The organism is Pseudomonas neuropathica (assembly GCF_015461835.1).
Classification (GTDB): domain Bacteria; phylum Pseudomonadota; class Gammaproteobacteria; order Pseudomonadales; family Pseudomonadaceae; genus Aquipseudomonas; species Aquipseudomonas neuropathica.
In genome coordinates this window covers 423,317-439,800 of sequence record NZ_JACOPX010000001.1, presented here as the reverse complement: position 1 = coordinate 439,800, position 16,484 = coordinate 423,317, and the positions used below count along the sequence as shown (strand labels likewise).

The window sequence follows — 16,484 nt, the reverse complement described above, 5'->3', positions numbered from 1 at the left end:
TTCGATAAGTCGGTCATTAATAGCGATTAGACAATGTTTTGTAACGGTTCATATCCTTGCCCCGACAAACCCAACGACCACTTTTAAAACTTGAAAGTCGGCCGTCGCTGTTTAACCGAATCAGGTTCATGCCTGTCTGCATCGTCATGGAGAGTCCCATGTCACAAGTCGACCGTTACAAACCCTATAAAGGCGCCGCTGCCGGTTGGGGCGCTGTCATCAGCCTGACCAAGAGCTGGCTGGGCAGTGAAAACGCCCTGAAAAACATCCGTGCCATGCTCAAGACCAACCAGAACGGCGGCTTCGACTGCCCGGGTTGTGCCTGGGGTGAAGCGCCGGGCGCGAGCATGTTGAAGTTCTGCGAAAACGGCGCGAAAGCGGTGAACTGGGAAGCGACCGGGCGTTTGGTCGACCCGGCGTTCTTCAACAAGTACACGGTGTCGAGCCTGGCCGAACAGAGCGACTACTGGCTGGAATATCAGGGTCGTCTGACCCACCCGATGCGCTACGACGCGCGGGTCGACCGCTATGTGGAAATCAGTTGGGAAGATGCGTTCGCACTGATCGCTGATCATCTGAAAAACCTAAAATCGCCGCATGAAGCCGAGTTCTACACCTCGGGCCGCGCGAGCAACGAAGCGGCGTTTCTCTATCAGTTGTTCGTCCGTGCGTTCGGCACCAACAATTTTCCCGACTGTTCGAACATGTGCCACGAAGCGAGTGCGGTGAGCATGATCGAGACCCTCGGCGTCGGCAAAGGCACTGTCGTTTACGAAGATCTGCATCACGCTGACGCGATTTTCGTCATCGGCCAGAACCCCGGCACCAACCACCCGCGCATGCTCGAACCGTTGCGTGAAGCGGTGAAGCGCGGCGCCCAAGTGGTCTGCATCAACCCGTTGAAAGAGCGTGGCCTGGAGCGTTTCCAGAACCCGCAAAACCCGCTGGAAATGCTCAGCAACGGCTGGGAAGCGACCAATACCGCGTACTTCCGTCCGTCCCTTGGCGGCGACATGGCGATGATTCGCGGCATGGTCAAATTCCTTCTGCAGTGGGAGCGTGAGGCGCAGGCGACTGGCGGCGAACCGGTGTTCGATCATGCGTTCATTGCCGAGCACACCACAGGGCTCGACAGCTATCTGGCTGAAGTCGAGGCAACCAGCTGGGAGCACATCGTCGAGCAGTCCGGCGTGCCGCTGCATGACATCGAACTGGCCGCGCGCATGTATGGCCGCGCCAAAAGCGTGATCATGTGCTGGGCGATGGGCCTGACTCAACACGTGCACTCGGTGGCGACCTTGCAGGAAGTCATCAACCTGCAACTGCTGCGCGGCAACGTTGGCCGTCCGGGCGCCGGGCTTTCCCCGGTTCGTGGCCACAGCAACGTGCAGGGCGACCGAACCATGGGCATCAACGAACTGGCGCCGAAAGACTTGATGAACGCGCTGGAAAAACGCTTCAACTTTGACGTGCCGCGCATGCACGGGCACAACACGGTGATGGCGATTGGCGCCATGGAACGTGGTGAAGCCAAAGTGTTTATCGGTCTGGGCGGCAACTTCGCCCAAGCCACGCCGGACACCCCGCGCACCCACGCGGCGATGCGCAAACTCGAGCTGACCGTGCACATTGCGACCAAGCTCAACCGCAGCCACCTGGTGACCGGTCGCGATGCGCTGATCCTGCCGTGCCTCGGGCGCACCGACATCGACATCCAGGCTGAAGGCCCGCAAGGCGTGACCGTCGAAGACACGTTCAGCATGGTGCATTTGTCGTTCGGTCAGTTGAAACCGAAGTCGGCGCAGTTGAAATCCGAGCCGGCGATCATTGCCGGGATCGCCGCCGCGACGTTGGGCAAGCATCCGATTGATTGGGAGTGGGTGGTGGGCGACTACGGGCGCATCCGCAACCTGATTGCCGACGTGATTCCGGGCTTCGAGAACTTCAATGAAAAACTGCTGATTCCGGGTGGTTTCCACCTCGGCAACGACGCCTCGGATCGGGTCTGGAACACCGCCAGCGGCAAGGCGCAGTTCACCCCGTGCGTGCTGCCCGAGCACTTGATCAGCGAAGGCGTGCGCAACTTGCCGGTCAAGCCGCATCTGATTCTGCAAACCATGCGTTCCCACGATCAGTACAACACCACGCTGTATGGCCTTGATGACCGTTATCGCGGAGTTTACGGCATGCGCGACGTGATCTTCGCCAACGAACAGGACATCCAGCGCTTGGGGTTCGAGCCGGGGCAGAAGGTCGATCTGGTGGCGCTGTGGGATGACGAACGTGAACGTCGGGTCAGCGGTTTTACCCTGATCGCTTACGACATTCCGGCAGGGCAGGCGGCGGCGTATTACCCGGAGACTAACCCTCTGGTACCGCTGGAAAGCTACGGCGATCGGACGTACACGCCGACCTCCAAATTCGTAGCGATTCGTCTCGAAGCCGCGAAGGTCAGCAACCTGATCCCGTCGTCGGTGGCGTAACCCGCGACTCATAAAAACATTGGCAATTTGACTGGCTGCAGGCGTTCGCGTCTGGCGGTGGCCCGGGTTCGTGCTGCCGCTTTTCAGCCTGGATGAGGACATCATCATGTTCAATCTGGAGGCACTGGACCTGGCGCGAATTCAATTCGCGTTCACGGTTTCGTTCCACATTATTTTCCCGGCGATCACCATTGGCTTGGCGAGTTTCCTGGCGGTACTCGAAGGCCTGTGGCTGAAAACCCGCAATGACACCTACCGTGATCTCTACCATTTCTGGTCGAAGATTTTCGCGGTCAACTTTGGCATGGGCGTAGTCTCCGGGCTGGTCATGGCGTACCAGTTCGGCACCAACTGGAGCGGCTTCTCGGATTTTGCCGGGAGCATCACCGGGCCGCTGCTGACCTATGAAGTGCTGACCGCGTTCTTCCTTGAGGCCGGTTTCCTCGGGGTGATGCTGTTCGGCTGGAACCGCGTCGGCCGTGGCTTGCACTTCTTCGCCACGGTGATGGTCGCGATCGGTACGTTGATTTCGACGTTCTGGATTCTCGCGTCCAACAGCTGGATGCAGACGCCGCAGGGCTTCGAAATCGTTGACGGGCGGGTGATGCCTCTGGACTGGCTGGCGATTGTGTTCAACCCGTCATTCCCCTTCCGTCTGGCGCATATGGCGATTGCCGCGTTTGTAGCGACGTCGTTCTTCGTTGGTGCGTCGGCTGCCTGGCATTTGCTGCGCGGCAATAACACGGCGCCGGTGCGCAAGATGTTTTCCATGGCGTTGTGGATGGCGTTGATCGTTGCGCCGATCCAGGCAGTGGTCGGTGACGCCCATGGCTTGAACACGCTGGAACATCAACCGGCAAAAATCGCCGCCATCGAAGGCCACTGGGAGAACGCCGACAACGGGCCGACGCCGCTGGTGCTGTTCGGCATCCCTGATATGCAGGCTGAGAAGACCAAGTATGCGTTGGAGATTCCCTATCTCGGCAGCCTGATCCTCACTCACAGCCTCGACAAGCAGATCCCGGCGCTGAAGAGCTTTCCGAAAGAAGACCGGCCGAATTCGACCGTGATTTTCTGGAGCTTCCGCGTCATGGCCGGGCTGGGGATGTTGATGATCCTCGTTGGTTTGCTGGGGTTGGCGCTGCGCCGTGGCGGCAAGCTCTACGCTCATCTCGGCTTCCAGCGTCTGGTGCTGGTGATGGGGCCGAGCGGCTTGATTGCGCTGCTGGCCGGTTGGGTCACCACGGAAGTCGGGCGTCAGCCGTGGGTGGTGTACGGCTTGCTGCGCACCCACGACGCCGCGTCGCATCACTCGGTGGCGCAGATGAGCACGTCATTGGCGCTGTTCGTGGTGATCTATTTCACCGTGTTTAGCGTGGGTATCGGCTACATGATGAAACTGGTGAAAAAAGGCCCGCAGCCGCACCACGAACATCCACCTGCGGGCGATGAATTGCAGACGCCGCGTCGACCGATTTCGGCGGCTATCGCCCCTATGAAGGAGCATTGAGTCATGGGTATTCAAGGTATCGATCTCTCGTTGATCTGGGGAGTGATCATCGCCTTCGGGGTGATGATGTACGTGATCATGGACGGCTTCGATCTGGGCTTGGGGATTCTGTTTCCGCTGATCCCGGACGAGCAGGAACGCGATGTGATGATGAACACCGTCGCCCCGGTGTGGGACGGCAATGAGACGTGGCTGGTGCTTGGCGGGGCGGCGTTGTATGGCGCGTTTCCGCTGGCGTACGGGGTGATTCTCGAGGCGTTGTATCTGCCGCTGATTCTGATGCTGTGCGGTTTGATTTTTCGCGGCGTGGCGTTTGAGTTTCGCTTCAAGTCGTCGCCGCAAAAGCGTCACTGGTGGGACAAGGCGTTCATCGGTGGCTCGCTGCTGGCGACGTTCTCCCAGGGTGTGGTGATTGGCGCGTATGTGTCCGGGATTCCGGTGGTCGATCGGCAGTTTGCCGGCGGCGGTCTGGACTGGCTGGCGCCGTTTCCGCTGGTGTGTGGCGTGGGCTTGGTGATTGCCTACGCGTTGCTCGGCAGCACTTGGTTGCTGGTCAAGACCGAGGGCATGCTGGAATCGCGGATGCGCCTGTTCACCCGGCCGCTGGCCTTGCTGTTGATGGCGATGGTGCTGGTGATCGGCGCGTGGACCCTGCAACTGCATCCGGAGCTGGCAGCGCGTTGGTCGACCCACGGGCATCTGCAGGTATTTGCCGGGTTGGTGGTGTTGGCGTTGCTGGCGGTGTTCGGGCTGTTGCGCACATTGCGTCAGCGGCATACGCACTGGCCGTTCGTGTTCACCCTGGTGCTGATGCTGCTCGGTTACATCGGCCTGGCGCTGAGCATCTGGCCAAACATCATCCCGCCGTCGGTGAGCATCTGGGCCGCCGCGTCACCGCCGTCGAGCCAGTTGTTCGCGCTGATCGGCGCACTGTTCATCCTGCCGGTGATCCTGATGTACACCTTCTGGAGCTACTACGTATTCCGCGGCAAAGTGAGGATTGGCGATGGCTACCATTGATTCGCGTGAAGTGAAATCCAGCGGCTGGTACAAGCGCCTGGGCTGGCTGTTGTTGATCTGGCTGGGCAGCGTGGTGTCGCTGGCGGTGGTGGCGAGCCTGCTGAAACTGGCGATGTACGCAGCGGGGATGAGAACCCACTGACCCAAAAAAACCGGAGCCTGGCTCCGGTTTTTTATGGTCAGGAATTTCGGATGTACCACCGAACATTGTGGGAGCGAGCTTGCTCGCGAAGTCGTCAGGACAGACAACATTGATGTTGAATGTAATGGCCTCTTCGCGAGCAGGCTCGCTCCCACATTTGATCTCGGTCCGGCCGAAGATCGACTGATCAACTCAATCCCTGTGGGAGCGAGCTTGCTCGCGAAGGCGGCAGGTCAGACAACATTGATGTTGAATCTACTGGCCTCTTCGCGAGCAAGCTCGCTCCCACAGGGGGGGTGATGAACTTGAGAGCGGCTTACTGCGCGCCAAACATCGCGGTCCAGTAGATCCCGGCGCTGCTTTTCGGGTCGGTCGCGTAGGCGGCGCCGAGTTCCTGGTATTGCGGGTTCATCAGGTTGGCGCAGTGGCCGGGGCTGGCGAGCCAGCCTTCGACGACTTTGTGCACGGTGTCTTGGCCGGCGGCGATGTTTTCGCCGACCTGTTGGCCGCTGTAACCGGCGAGTTCCGCGCGATCGCCCGGGGTGCGGCCGTCGCGGTCCTTGTGGTCAAAATAATTGTTATTGGCCATGTCGCGGCTGTGATCCTGGGCGATCGTGCCCAGCGTCGCGTTCCAGGCCAGCGGTGCGGCAGCGGCGAACGCCTGCCCGCCACACTGACGTGCCTGGCTGCGCGCGGCATTGAGTTCACTGAGCAACTTCTGCCCCTCACTTTGCGCATCCCCCAGCTTGGCCGACAGCAGCGGCCGCGCCAACACGATGCGCCAGTCACGATCATCGCGGCTGACACCGACATCGACGAACTGTGGATCGAGCACCACCTGACAGAAACTTTCCTGAATCGCCTTCATCGCCGACGCCGCATCGCGCGGGCCGTTAAGGGTGATCGCCTGCACATTGACCATCGGGTAACTGGCGCTGGCCATGGCTTGTTGCAGATCGACAGCGCCGGTGGCGCGTAATCTCAGCCGGGGATCAGCCGACAGCGGTGGCAGTTCATTCGATGCCTGCGACCCGCAACGCTGCGGCTGGCTGCGGTAGCTGTTGATCGACTCGATCAATTGCGACTCATCGCCAGCCAGCGCCGGAATGGCAAACATAACGCCCACGGATAAAGCGGCAAGACGCAAAACGAATGGCATGAAGCGCATGGAAATCTCCCTTGAGCTGAATGCGCCCATGATGCGCGAAAGGCACCCTGTGAGTGCAATGTCTTTTTTCTTCATTCAGCGGTTTTTCTGCGCAACTTTGTCTCTGGGTTTGCCGTCTACACTCACCGAAGACCCCGGAAACCGGGTGTCTCCCCGACGTAACACCTTGCCCGACTCGGGCGCTGCCGGAAGAACAGACATGGGATTGAAAGGCTGGGCGGGTTGTCTCGTATTCACCCTGTTGGCAGGCTCTGCATGGGCCACCGATCAGGCCCCGATCAAAGCGAAGGCTGAAGAAAAAGCCCAAGTGCTGGAAGAGAAAGCGGCGGACAAGGTCAGCGCCGCACCGGCACCGAAAGCCGAAGCCATCACCCCGACCGAAGTGCAAGCGGTCGACCCGGCCGGCGCGGCGCCGCTGGACGATCCGATCACTTGCCTGGCGCGTAGTATCTATTGGGAAGCCAAAGGCAAAGACACGCCGGAAATGGAAGCGGTGGCCAGTGTGGTGATGAATCGCCTCGGTCACGAGGGCTTTCCCGACACGGTGTGCGCTGTCGTCAAACAAGGTTCGGAAACCAAGAGCTGCCAGTTTTCCTGGTGGTGCGACGGGCGTCCGGATCAGGTCAAGGAAGATGCCGAATACACGCTGGCCAAGGATATCGCCCGCAAAGCGCTGAACCGCCAGCTCAAGGATCGCACCAACGGCGCGCTGTATTTCCACGACCGCAATGTTCATCCGAGCTGGGCCAAGGAATATCGCAAGACTGCCGAAACGAAAAAGTTTCTCTTCTACAAACCTGCCGGCGGCGACGCGCGTTAAGCGCAGACTTGCCGCACACAATCGCGCAGCCAGCGATGCGCCGGGTCAGCGTCCATGCGCGGATGCCAGAGCATCGACACACTGATGTCCGGCATCGCGAAGGGCAGGGCGAAACTGTGCAGGCCCGTGCGCAGTTTGCTGGTATGACGCTGCGGGACCGTGGCGATCAGGTCTGACTCACGCACCAGCGTCAGCGCCGCCGAGAATCCACCGAATGAGGTGACGATGTCTCGTGTCAGCCCTAGCGCGAGTAACGCTTCGTCGACCGGGCCGCTGCTGCGCCCGCGGCGGGAGATCAGAATGTGCTCGCCGCCGGCAAAGCGCCTGCTGGTGATTTTCCCCGTGCTCAAAGGATGCCCCTCACGCACCACACCAATCCATTGATCCTGAAACAGGATGCGGCTGTGCAGTGTCGGGTCGGTGCTGTCATCGACCACGCCGGTTTCCAGATCGACGCGGCCTTCGCGCAGCGGTGTGCTGTCCTTGTCGGCTTTCTGCACAAAGCGCAGGCGTACATCCGGCGCTTCTTCAGCGATGCGTGCGAGCAGGGCAGCGGCGAAGGTTTCAACAAAACCGTCGGTGTTGCGCAGGGTGAAGGTACGTTGCAATCGGCGCGGGTCGAGCACTTCGGCAGGGCGTAAAACCGCCTCGGCTTCCTGCACCAGATGACTGACCCGCTCGCGCAATTCGAGTGCGCGCGGCGTTGGCACCAGGCCACGACCTGCTCGCACCAGCAACGGATCCCCGGTGGTTTCGCGCAAACGGGCGAGGGCGCGGCTCATGGCCGACGGGCTCAACCGCAGGCATTTGGCGGCGCGGGCGACGCTGCCTTCGCGCAGCAAGACGTCGAGGGTGATCAGCAGGTTCAGATCCGGTGCAGTCATGACATGGCGTTCCATGCAGGTATTGAATGCAAAGCATGCGTCTTGCGCCGTGTGTTGTCGAGGCTCAGGCTATGACGCATCACCTTTGCACTGTGAGCCTGCCATGCCCCAAGAACCTCTGAGCACTCCCGCCCGCTGGGCGCTGACCAGTCTGGCCTTGTCGATGTTGATGCCTTCCCTGGACACCAGCATCGCCAACGCAGGGCTGCCGATTCTGGCGGCGGCGTTCGAGGCGACGTTTCAACAGGTGCAATGGATCGTGCTCGCTTACCTGTTGGCGATCACCACATTGATCGTCAGTGTCGGGCGTCTGGGCGATGGTTTTGGTCGGCGGCGATTGCTGCTGATCGGGATCGGCATTTTCACCAGCGCCTCATTGGCTTGCGCGTTGGCTCCGGGACTGGGCTGGCTGATCGGCGCGCGGGCAGTGCAAGGCGTTGGCGCGGCGATCATGTTCGCTTTGACAGTGGCGTTGGTGGCCGATGCGGTGCCGAAGACGCGGGCAGGCAGTGCGATGGGCTTGCTGGCGACGATGTCGGCGACGGGCACCAGTCTTGGGCCGTCGCTGGGTGGGTTGTTGATGACGCATGTCGGCTGGCAGGCGATTTTCCTGCTCAACGTGCCACTGGGCTTGCTCAATGTCTGGCTGGTGTATCGCTTTCTGCCGGCGGATCGCGCAGCAGGGCCGCGAGTAACGTTCGATTATTCTGGCAGCGCGGTGCTGGTCTTCACGCTGGCGGCCTATGCGCTGGCAATGACGCTCGACGGTTTCATGTTGCCATTGCTGCTGGCCAGCCTGGGCGGCGCTGGCTTGTTCTTCATGATCGAGAAGAAGGCCAAGGCGCCGCTGATACGCTTGTCACTGTTCGCTGACCGGCGATTGAGCAGCAGCCTGGCGCTGACCTTGCTGGTGACGACCGTGATGATGACCACGCTGGTGGTGGGACCCTTTTACCTGAGTCGCGGATTGGGCCTCAGCAGTGCCGTGGTCGGCTTGGCGTTATCGCTCGGGCCGTTGTTGTCTGCGTTTGGCGGTGTGCCGGCCGGGCGTCTGGTGGACCGCTTCGGCGCGCGGCGCATCGTGCCGGGCGCGTTGCTCGCCATGGCCTGCGGTTGTGGCTTGTTGGCGCTGTTGCCGATGAGTCTGGGGTTGCTCGCCTATTTGCTGCCGATTGCAGTGGTCGCCGTCGGCTATGCGCTGTTTCAGGCGGCCAACAACACCGGATTGATGGCGGGTGTTCGTCAGGAGCAGCGCGGCGTGGTCTCGGCGATGCTCGGACTGGCACGTAATCTGGGATTGATCACCGGGGCGGCGGTGATGGGTGCGGTGTTTGCGCTGGCGGCGGGGGATCCGACACAAGCGCCGGCAACGGCGATTGCCAGTGGATTGCACATCACTTTTGGCGTCGCGGTGGCGTTGATGCTCATGGCGTTGATCATCAGCCGAGCACCGATCCCCTGTGGGAGCGAGCTTGCTCGCGAAGAGGCCGGCAATGCCAGCATCTCCGGTGACTGACACACCGCTTTCGCGAGCAAGCTCGCTCCCACAGGATTTGTGGTGTGTTGGCGATTTATGTTGATTGCCGGGCGGGGAAAAACAGTTCGAAGCAGGTGATGCCATCGACACTGCTGACGCTGTAGCGGCCCTGATGCAACTGCATGATGGTCGCGACGATCGACAAGCCCAAACCATTCGATTGCGCCGAACGCTCACGGGACTGATCAACGCGGTAGAAGCGTTCGAACAGCCGCGCCAAATGTTCAGGGGCAATGGTTGTGCCCTGATTGCGTACCCGCAGATAACTGCCATCCAATTCGGCAATCGCCTCCACCTGCACCGTCGAATCCGCCGCACCGTACTTGATCGCATTGGCGCACAGGTTGGCTAGCGCACGGCGTAGCAGCATCGGTTCGGCCCAGATCACACCGCTACCACGAGCCTCAATGCACACCCCGACATCCGCCGCGAGGCCTTCAAAATAATCGGCGATCCGCTGCATTTCATCCGCTGCATCCAGCTCCTGGCGCTGGCTCAAGGCACTGGCCGGATCGGTACGGGCGAGGAACAGCATGTTGTCGAGCATCCGCGTCAGGCGCTCCAGTTCTTCGACGTTGGAGGCGAGCAGTTGCTGATAGGCCTCCATGCTGCGGTTCTGCTGCAGCGCCACCTGGGTTTCGCCGAGCAGGTTGTTGATCGGCGTGCGCAGCTCATGGGCCATGTCGGTGGAGACCTGACTCAACTGCGCAAAGCCCTTGGCGAGTCGATCGAGCATGGCGTTGAACGCCTCGATCATCGGCTGCAATTCTCGTGGTGCACCGCTGCTGGCAAGGCGTTCGCCAAGGTTGCCGACACCAATGCCATGCGCGTGTTTCGCCAGTCGCCGCAACGGCAATAAACCGCGATACACCAGCAGGCAGCCCACCACTGCCAGCAACAGTGCCGCCAGCGAGGCGAGGCCATAAACACTCAAGCGGTAGTTGGCGAGCATCGCCGTGCGCTCGCTCATCAAACGCCCGGTGGTGACTTGCAAGTTGCCCAGTTCGCCGGAATCGATGCTCGCCGCCACCGCCGAAAACGGCACGCCGTCGACACTCGGCAAGTGCTGCACGTCCTTGAGCGTCATCGGCTGGTCGCTGGGCACCGGCGGCAACGTGGGCGTGCTCAGATTGCCCGGATTGACCACCAGCAGCGGCGGTTGCCCCGGCGTGCCAATGGTCAGCAACGCTTCGCGATTGCCAAGCATGTTCTGGAACAATGCCGGTTTGTTCTTGATCAATTCGAGGGTGTTGCTGTCATTGAGAAAGGTGCGCAACTGATCGACGCGGCTGACCAGTGAGATGTCGTCGCGGCGAATCAGTTGCGCTTCGAGTTCGCCGTACAGCGCAGCGCCGAGGCCGGCCAGCGAGGCGAACGCGAGCAGGGCAAACACCAGCGCCAGACGCAGTGTCAGGGAGTACGGGCGATGGGCGTTCATGGTTGCGTATCGAAGCGATAGCCGATGCCACGCACGCTATGGATCAGCTTGAGCTGGAACGGGTCATCGATCTTCGCCCGCAAGCGGCGCACGGCAACATCAACCACGTTGGTGTCGCTGTCGAAATTCATGTCCCACACCCGTGAAGCAATCAGCGAACGGGCGAGAACCTGGCCGGTATGCGTGGCGAACAACTGCAGCAACGCGAACTCCTTGTTGGTCAGGGTGATGCGCACCCCGGCGCGCGTCACGCGGCGCTTGAGCACGTCGATCTGCAGGTCGGCCACTTGCAGTTGTTCGTCTTCATGGATCGGCCCGCGCCGGGTCAGGGTGCGCAGGCGCGCTACCAGTTCGGCGAAGGAAAACGGCTTGATCAGGTAATCGTCGGCGCCCAGTTCCAGGCCTTTGACGCGGTCAGCGATATCGTCGCGCGCGGTGAGGAACAGCACCGGTGTGTCGGCTTCCTTGCGCAGCCGGCGCAGGACTTCCCAGCCATCCATTTTCGGCATCATCACATCGAGCACGATCACGTCGAAACTGTGTTCCAGCGCCAGGTGCAGGCCGTCGGCGCCGTCACGGGCGAGGCTGACGCTGTAACCCAGTTCCTGCAAACCGTTGAGCAGGTAATTACCGGCCTTGGGTTCGTCTTCGACAACCAGAATATTCATCGATCAGTCTCAATGGTCATTGATGCAGCCGCTGCCTTGTACCTGATAGTCCAGCACATGTTCGCGGCCCTGATGGTCGAGGTAATTCAATTGCGCCGGGACCACGCCACACGCTTGTGAAATATCGGTGCTGGACAGGACTTTGTCGACATCCAGATTGACGTAGAAACCGGATTTGTCATGAATCACGGCGGTGTCGGGCATGTTCGCGGCGAACGCGCTGCCGGTGGCGAGGAGGGCGGTGAAGGCGAGCAGAAGGGTTTTCATGGTCAGTCACTCAGTGGTCGGAGTTGATCGGCATTGGCGCCGGGACAACTTCAGGCTACCGAGCGATCCGCACGGCAAACCGACAGCTGAATGACAAAGTTGTAATGAAAGTGACTGCGAATCTCCCTGTAGGAGCTGCCGAAGGCTGCGATCTTTTGATCTTGCTTCTAAAAGTCAAAGTCAAAAGATCGCAGCCTTCGGCAGCTCCTACAGGGGATTTGTGGTGGCCGTCAGCTCGCGTGGGTATTGAGGATGCTCGCCACTTGCTGCGGCTGGCAGTTCAGGTACGGCGACGACTTCAGCCAGCGCTGATCCGGGTACCACGAAAACATGAACTGGCCATTCTTCAGGCGATCAATCACCTGCTTGGCAATCTGCGGTCGCACTGCCGGGCAACCCTGGCTGCGACCGATGCGCCCCTGTTTCTTGCTCCACAACGGGTTCACATAACTGGCGGCGTGAATGACGATCGCGCGATCACGGGCCATGTCATTGAAACCCGGCTCCAGACCGTCCATGCGCAGCGAATAACCGTGGGTGCCGCTGTAGCTTTCCTGCGTGCGGAACAGGCCAAGGCTCGACTGGTAACTGCCTTCGACATTGGAAAACTGCGTAGCGAAGTTTTCCCCGGAGTTGGAGCCGTGGGCGACCAGATCGCGTAGCACCAATTTCTTTTTGCTGAGGTCGAAGATCCACAGGCGGCGTTCGGTGGACGGCTGCGAATAGTCGATGATCGCCAGGTGGCGCGACGGTTTCGCACCGCTGTTGACCGCGCATTGCATGGCGTTCAGGGCACCTTTCAGCGCTTGGGGATTGAGTTCTGGCGCGGCGTGCGCGAGGCTGGTGTAGAGAACCGGCGATGGTTTGCCGGCGGCAAAAACGGGACTGGACACGGCGACAAGGGTCGCGGTGGTCAACAGCAGTCGGCGCAAAAACGTCAACATTTTATAAAGTGTCCTCACTTGCTACTTATTTGGCACTTTGGCTCCTGACTCCCAGTCAATACCGGCAAGCCCGCAGATCGAGCCTGACTGTTCAGCGCACCTGATGTAAGGTTGGCCATCATCTAGACGGCCATGGATTGGAGTAAAGCAGTTGTTCAAAAAGTACGCATGCTACTTGAGCATTTGTTTGCTCGCTGCGCCGTTTGTCGCTTGTGCCGATGAGCCGCTGCCGGCGTTGGAAACACTGCCGACGCCACCGGCAGAAATGCCGGTCGAGCCGCAAAGTCCGTTGCAGGCGGTTTTGATCAGTCTGGCGCAGTCATGCCCGGCGATTGCCGCGCATCTCAACGGCCCGGCGCTGACGCAATTGCAAGCGTTCTACCAGCAGCAGGACTGGATGCCGGTGTGGGCCGGTGACTCGGCACGATTGCCGGCCTTGCAGGCGCAATTGCAACTGTTGGCCGACGATGGCCTCAATCCTAAACGCTACCCGATCGCGACCACCGTGCCGCAGGATGGCGAGTTATGTGCCGACATCGACATCAGCCGCAACTACCTCCAGGCCCTGCAGGATTTGCATTACGGTCGCCTGCTGCAATCACACTTTGAACCGCTGTGGCATGCCGACGCCACCCCGCGCGACCGTCAGGCGGAATTGTTGGCGATCGCCGTACCTGGCATGCACGACATTCCCGCTGCGTTCGATCTGGCCCGGCCGCGTCTGGCGCAATATCAGGACCTGCGTCAGCTCTACGCCGCGCAACGGCTCAAAGCCTTGCCGCAATGGCAGTCGGTGGGCAGCGGGCCGCTGTTGCGCCCGGCCATGGAAGACAAACGCGTGCCGGAACTGGCCCAGCGTCTTTACAACGAAGGTTATCTGACTCAGATCATTGGTACGTCCGGCAATGCTTATGACGGCGTGCTGGTCGACGCGGTGAAGAGTTTTCAGGCCAACCATTCGCTGCAGGCTGACGGTGTAGTCGGGCCGGGAACGATTGCCGAACTCAACATCAGTCCGCTGATTCGCCGCGAACAACTGCGGGTCAACCTCGAACGTTTCCGCTGGATGGCTCAGGATCTGGAGCCCAATGGCTTGCTGGTCAACGTCGCCGCCGCGGAACTGACGCTGTATCAGGGCGGTGTGGCGGTGTGGCAGACGCGTACTCAGGTGGGCCGCGCCGAACGCCAGACGCCGCTGCTGAAATCACGGGTGACACGCCTGACCCTGAACCCGACCTGGACCGTGCCGCCGACCATCTGGAAAGAAGACAAACTGCCGGAAATCCGCAAGGACCAGACCTTCCTCAGCCGGCAAAACCTGCAAGTGCTAGACGCCAACGGGCAGCCGCTGGCGGCGGCGGACATCGATTGGGACAATCCCGGCAACATTATGCTGCGCCAGGACGCCGGGCCGCGTAATCCGTTGGGGCAAATGGTCATCCGCTTCCCCAACCCGTTCTCGGTGTACCTGCACGACACGCCAAGCAAGGCGCTGTTCGAAAAAGGTCCGCGCGCCTTCAGTTCCGGCTGTGTACGGGTCGAACACCCGATGCAACTGCGTGATCTGCTGCTCACCCCGGCGGAAAAGGCCCGCACCGAAACCTTGCTGGCCACCGGCACCACTCACGAATTTCGCTTGTCGGAACCGGTGCCGATCCTGATGACTTACTGGACGGCACAGGTCGACAGCAGTGGCCGCGTGCGTTACTCACCGGACATCTACAGTCGCGACAGCGCATTGCTGGTGGGGCTAGATCGAGCGCATTGAGCCTCAGCGGGTGCTTCGGTTCCAGAACACCCGCGCCAGCCAAGCATCGACACTCAACTTGCCAGCCCCGGCGAACACCAGCGGCAGTAGCGCCGCCAGGTAAATTGCCGGCAGCTTGAAGTTGCCGAAGCCTTTGTTAGTGATTGCATACCCCTGCGCCAACTCGCTCAGTGACGACCAGTCCGCGGGCCAGTGCACGGCGGCGGTGGCGACGACGGTAACCACGATCAGCGAAATCGCTGAGATGCGCGTGCCGAACCCCACCAGAATCGCTAGCGCACAGATCAGCTCGGTCCACATCGACAGTTCCCAGTTCAACGTTGCCGGCAGGTGATCGAACGGGAAGGGGAATTTGTCCTGGATGTCTTCGAACCAATTCTGCCCGTTGAATTTCTCCAGCCCGGATTCGAAGAATTCCCAGGCGATGAACAGGCGCAGGGTCAGAGGGGCGAGCCAGGTGCCGGCGCGGTCGAGGTTCAGGTGCAGGGTTTTGATGGCGGTTGAAAGGGTGGCGGTCATGATGCAGCTCCGGTGAGTTGAGTGAAATCGACCGGGGTATTTCAGCGTTGGGGTGTATCGGGTGTGTGTCGGCGGGGTGGGGGATTGTGCTTTGGGTGTGTCTGCGGCTTCGGGGTATACAGTGCGATACAGACAGCTTGCCCTCACCTCAGCCCTCTCCCGGAGGGAGAGGGAGCTGACCGAGGTGTCTTGCGTCATCCATCGACCTGGAAACCCGAGTCGATTATGGATTCACCCAAGCACGTTCAGGTCGGCGTAAATCCTCAATATCCCCCGATCGGCCCCCTCTCCCTCCGGGAGAGGGCTGGGGTGAGGGTAACGGGCTGGACTCAAATCGACGAGCCAGTCAGCATGACCAAAAAAACGGACCCCCCCACATGCGACGACTTCCCTCCCTGGCCGCCCTGCGCACCTTCGAATGCGCCGCCCGCCACGCGCATTTCGGCCGTGCAGCCGCCGAACTGTGCGTCACTGACAGCGCCGTCAGCCATCAAATCCGTCAACTTGAAGAACAACTCGGCGTCTCGCTGTTCATCCGCGAAGGTCGACAAATCCGCCCGACCATCGCCGCCGGCCGCTTGATGCAAAGCCTGCAACAAGCCTTCGAACTGATCGGCGATGCTTGCGAAGAGCTGCGAGATCCATCCTCGCTGGCTGTGCTCAGACTGGCCGTCACTGCCGAACTCGCGCAAAAGTGGCTGATGAGTCGCCTCACCGATTTCTATGCGCGCTACCCGCACATCACCCTGCACCTCTACGAACAACCGATCGATGCCACGGCGCCCGGCGAAGACATCGACCTGGCGATCACCTACGGCACCGGCCCGGTGGACAGCAGTGCTTACTTCGTTCGGCCGCTGCCAGCCTTGCAGTTCTTCCCGGTGTGCAGCCCCGGCCTGTTCAACCAAGGCACTTTGAAAACCCCGAAGGATCTGGCTCGCCACTGCCTGCTGCACGACGATCAGGATGGCAAGACCTGGACCGCTTGGCTGACCAGCCACGCCGGCGATCTACGCCCGCAGCGTCAGTTGTATTTCGCCCACGCCGGGTTGGCGCTGGAAGCGGCGGCGCAAGGGCAGGGTGTGGCCATGGGCGACAACCTCACCGCGCAGGAAGATCTGCAAAGTGGCCGGCTGGTGCGGCCCTTCGCCTCCAGCATGACCGCGCTCGGCCAATATGCGCTGGTCTGCGAGCGGCTGCGGCTGGAGCGTCCGGCGGTGGCACAGATGCTCGAATGGTTCAACGATCAACTGGCCGATTGATGAGTTGAATTCAACTGTTCCGCAATAATCATCGTTGGCGAGCGCGTGGCTTGC

Annotated in this window: 15 protein-coding genes; 8 read left to right on the top strand and 7 right to left on the bottom strand. The window is 60.8% G+C overall.

The window, feature by feature from the left end; translation table 11 throughout:
- Positions 1 to 158: 158 nt before the first annotated feature.
- The 4 genes from H8F23_RS01700 to H8F23_RS01685 all read left to right on the top strand — a co-directional run bounded on the left by H8F23_RS01700 (position 159) and on the right by H8F23_RS01685 (position 5,155).
- Positions 159 to 2,483 (top strand): FdhF/YdeP family oxidoreductase, encoded by a 2,325-nt coding sequence (locus tag H8F23_RS01700; RefSeq protein WP_194933194.1) that lies wholly within the window; start codon positions 159 to 161, stop codon positions 2,481 to 2,483.
- A 106-nt stretch (positions 2,484 to 2,589) separates the two neighbouring features.
- Entirely contained in the window at positions 2,590 to 3,993 is a 1,404-nt protein-coding gene (locus tag H8F23_RS01695) for a cytochrome ubiquinol oxidase subunit I (RefSeq protein WP_194933193.1), read from the top strand.
- Positions 3,994 to 3,996: 3 nt separating this feature from the next.
- On the top strand, positions 3,997 to 5,013 hold the full coding sequence (cydB, locus tag H8F23_RS01690) for a cytochrome d ubiquinol oxidase subunit II (RefSeq protein ID WP_194933192.1): 1,017 nt from the start codon (positions 3,997 to 3,999) through the stop codon (positions 5,011 to 5,013).
- Positions 5,000 to 5,155, top strand: coding sequence for a DUF2474 domain-containing protein (locus H8F23_RS01685; protein WP_194933191.1), 156 nt, complete (start codon positions 5,000 to 5,002; stop codon positions 5,153 to 5,155). The genes cydB and H8F23_RS01685 overlap by 14 nt, the downstream gene beginning before the upstream one ends.
- Positions 5,156 to 5,471: 316 nt before the next feature.
- Here H8F23_RS01685 and H8F23_RS01680 read toward each other — a convergent pair whose 3' ends face one another.
- On the bottom strand, positions 5,472 to 6,323 hold the full coding sequence (locus H8F23_RS01680; RefSeq protein ID WP_194933190.1) for a CAP domain-containing protein: 852 nt from the start codon (positions 6,321 to 6,323) through the stop codon (positions 5,472 to 5,474).
- A gap of 199 nt (positions 6,324 to 6,522) precedes the next feature.
- Between H8F23_RS01680 and H8F23_RS01675 the strand changes: the two genes are divergently transcribed.
- The gene (locus H8F23_RS01675) at positions 6,523 to 7,143 is read left to right on the top strand and encodes a cell wall hydrolase (RefSeq protein WP_034155563.1); all 621 of its coding nucleotides are present in this window, start codon (positions 6,523 to 6,525) and stop codon (positions 7,141 to 7,143) included.
- Here H8F23_RS01675 and H8F23_RS01670 read toward each other — a convergent pair.
- Complete coding sequence (locus H8F23_RS01670; RefSeq protein ID WP_194933189.1) at positions 7,140 to 8,027, bottom strand: LysR family transcriptional regulator; 888 nt, start codon at positions 8,025 to 8,027, stop codon at positions 7,140 to 7,142. The genes H8F23_RS01675 and H8F23_RS01670 overlap by 4 nt on opposite strands.
- A gap of 103 nt (positions 8,028 to 8,130) precedes the next feature.
- Between H8F23_RS01670 and H8F23_RS01665 the strand changes: the two genes are divergently transcribed.
- On the top strand, positions 8,131 to 9,543 hold the full coding sequence (locus H8F23_RS01665) for an MFS transporter (RefSeq protein WP_194933188.1): 1,413 nt from the start codon (positions 8,131 to 8,133) through the stop codon (positions 9,541 to 9,543).
- Between the two features lie 55 nt (positions 9,544 to 9,598).
- Here H8F23_RS01665 and H8F23_RS01660 read toward each other — a convergent pair whose 3' ends face one another.
- The 4 genes from H8F23_RS01660 to H8F23_RS01645 all read right to left on the bottom strand — a co-directional run bounded on the left by H8F23_RS01660 (position 9,599) and on the right by H8F23_RS01645 (position 12,881).
- On the bottom strand, positions 9,599 to 11,002 hold the full coding sequence (locus H8F23_RS01660; protein WP_194933187.1) for a heavy metal sensor histidine kinase: 1,404 nt from the start codon (positions 11,000 to 11,002) through the stop codon (positions 9,599 to 9,601).
- Positions 10,999 to 11,670 (bottom strand): heavy metal response regulator transcription factor, encoded by a 672-nt coding sequence (locus H8F23_RS01655; RefSeq protein ID WP_016985270.1) that lies wholly within the window; start codon positions 11,668 to 11,670, stop codon positions 10,999 to 11,001. Before H8F23_RS01655 ends, H8F23_RS01660 begins: the two co-directional genes overlap by 4 nt.
- A 9-nt stretch (positions 11,671 to 11,679) precedes the next feature.
- On the bottom strand, positions 11,680 to 11,937 hold the full coding sequence (locus tag H8F23_RS01650; RefSeq protein WP_064389346.1) for a DUF2790 domain-containing protein: 258 nt from the start codon (positions 11,935 to 11,937) through the stop codon (positions 11,680 to 11,682).
- 230 nt (positions 11,938 to 12,167) lie between these two features.
- On the bottom strand, positions 12,168 to 12,881 hold the full coding sequence (locus tag H8F23_RS01645) for a murein L,D-transpeptidase catalytic domain family protein (RefSeq protein ID WP_194933186.1): 714 nt from the start codon (positions 12,879 to 12,881) through the stop codon (positions 12,168 to 12,170).
- Positions 12,882 to 13,032: 151 nt separating this feature from the next.
- On the opposite strand from H8F23_RS01645, the gene H8F23_RS01640 reads away from it, so the two are divergent.
- A complete protein-coding gene (locus H8F23_RS01640) occupies positions 13,033 to 14,649 on the top strand; it encodes a L,D-transpeptidase family protein (protein ID WP_194933185.1) in 1,617 nt (538 codons plus the stop codon).
- Between the two features lie 3 nt (positions 14,650 to 14,652).
- Here H8F23_RS01640 and H8F23_RS01635 read toward each other — a convergent pair whose 3' ends face one another.
- Positions 14,653 to 15,168: an HvfX family Cu-binding RiPP maturation protein gene (locus H8F23_RS01635; RefSeq protein ID WP_194933184.1), complete on the bottom strand. Its 516-nt coding sequence runs from the start codon at positions 15,166 to 15,168 to the stop codon at positions 14,653 to 14,655.
- 377 nt (positions 15,169 to 15,545) lie between these two features.
- On the opposite strand from H8F23_RS01635, the gene H8F23_RS01630 reads away from it, so the two are divergent.
- Positions 15,546 to 16,430 (top strand): LysR substrate-binding domain-containing protein, encoded by an 885-nt coding sequence (locus H8F23_RS01630; RefSeq protein WP_194933183.1) that lies wholly within the window; start codon positions 15,546 to 15,548, stop codon positions 16,428 to 16,430.
- Positions 16,431 to 16,484: the final 54 nt, after the last annotated feature.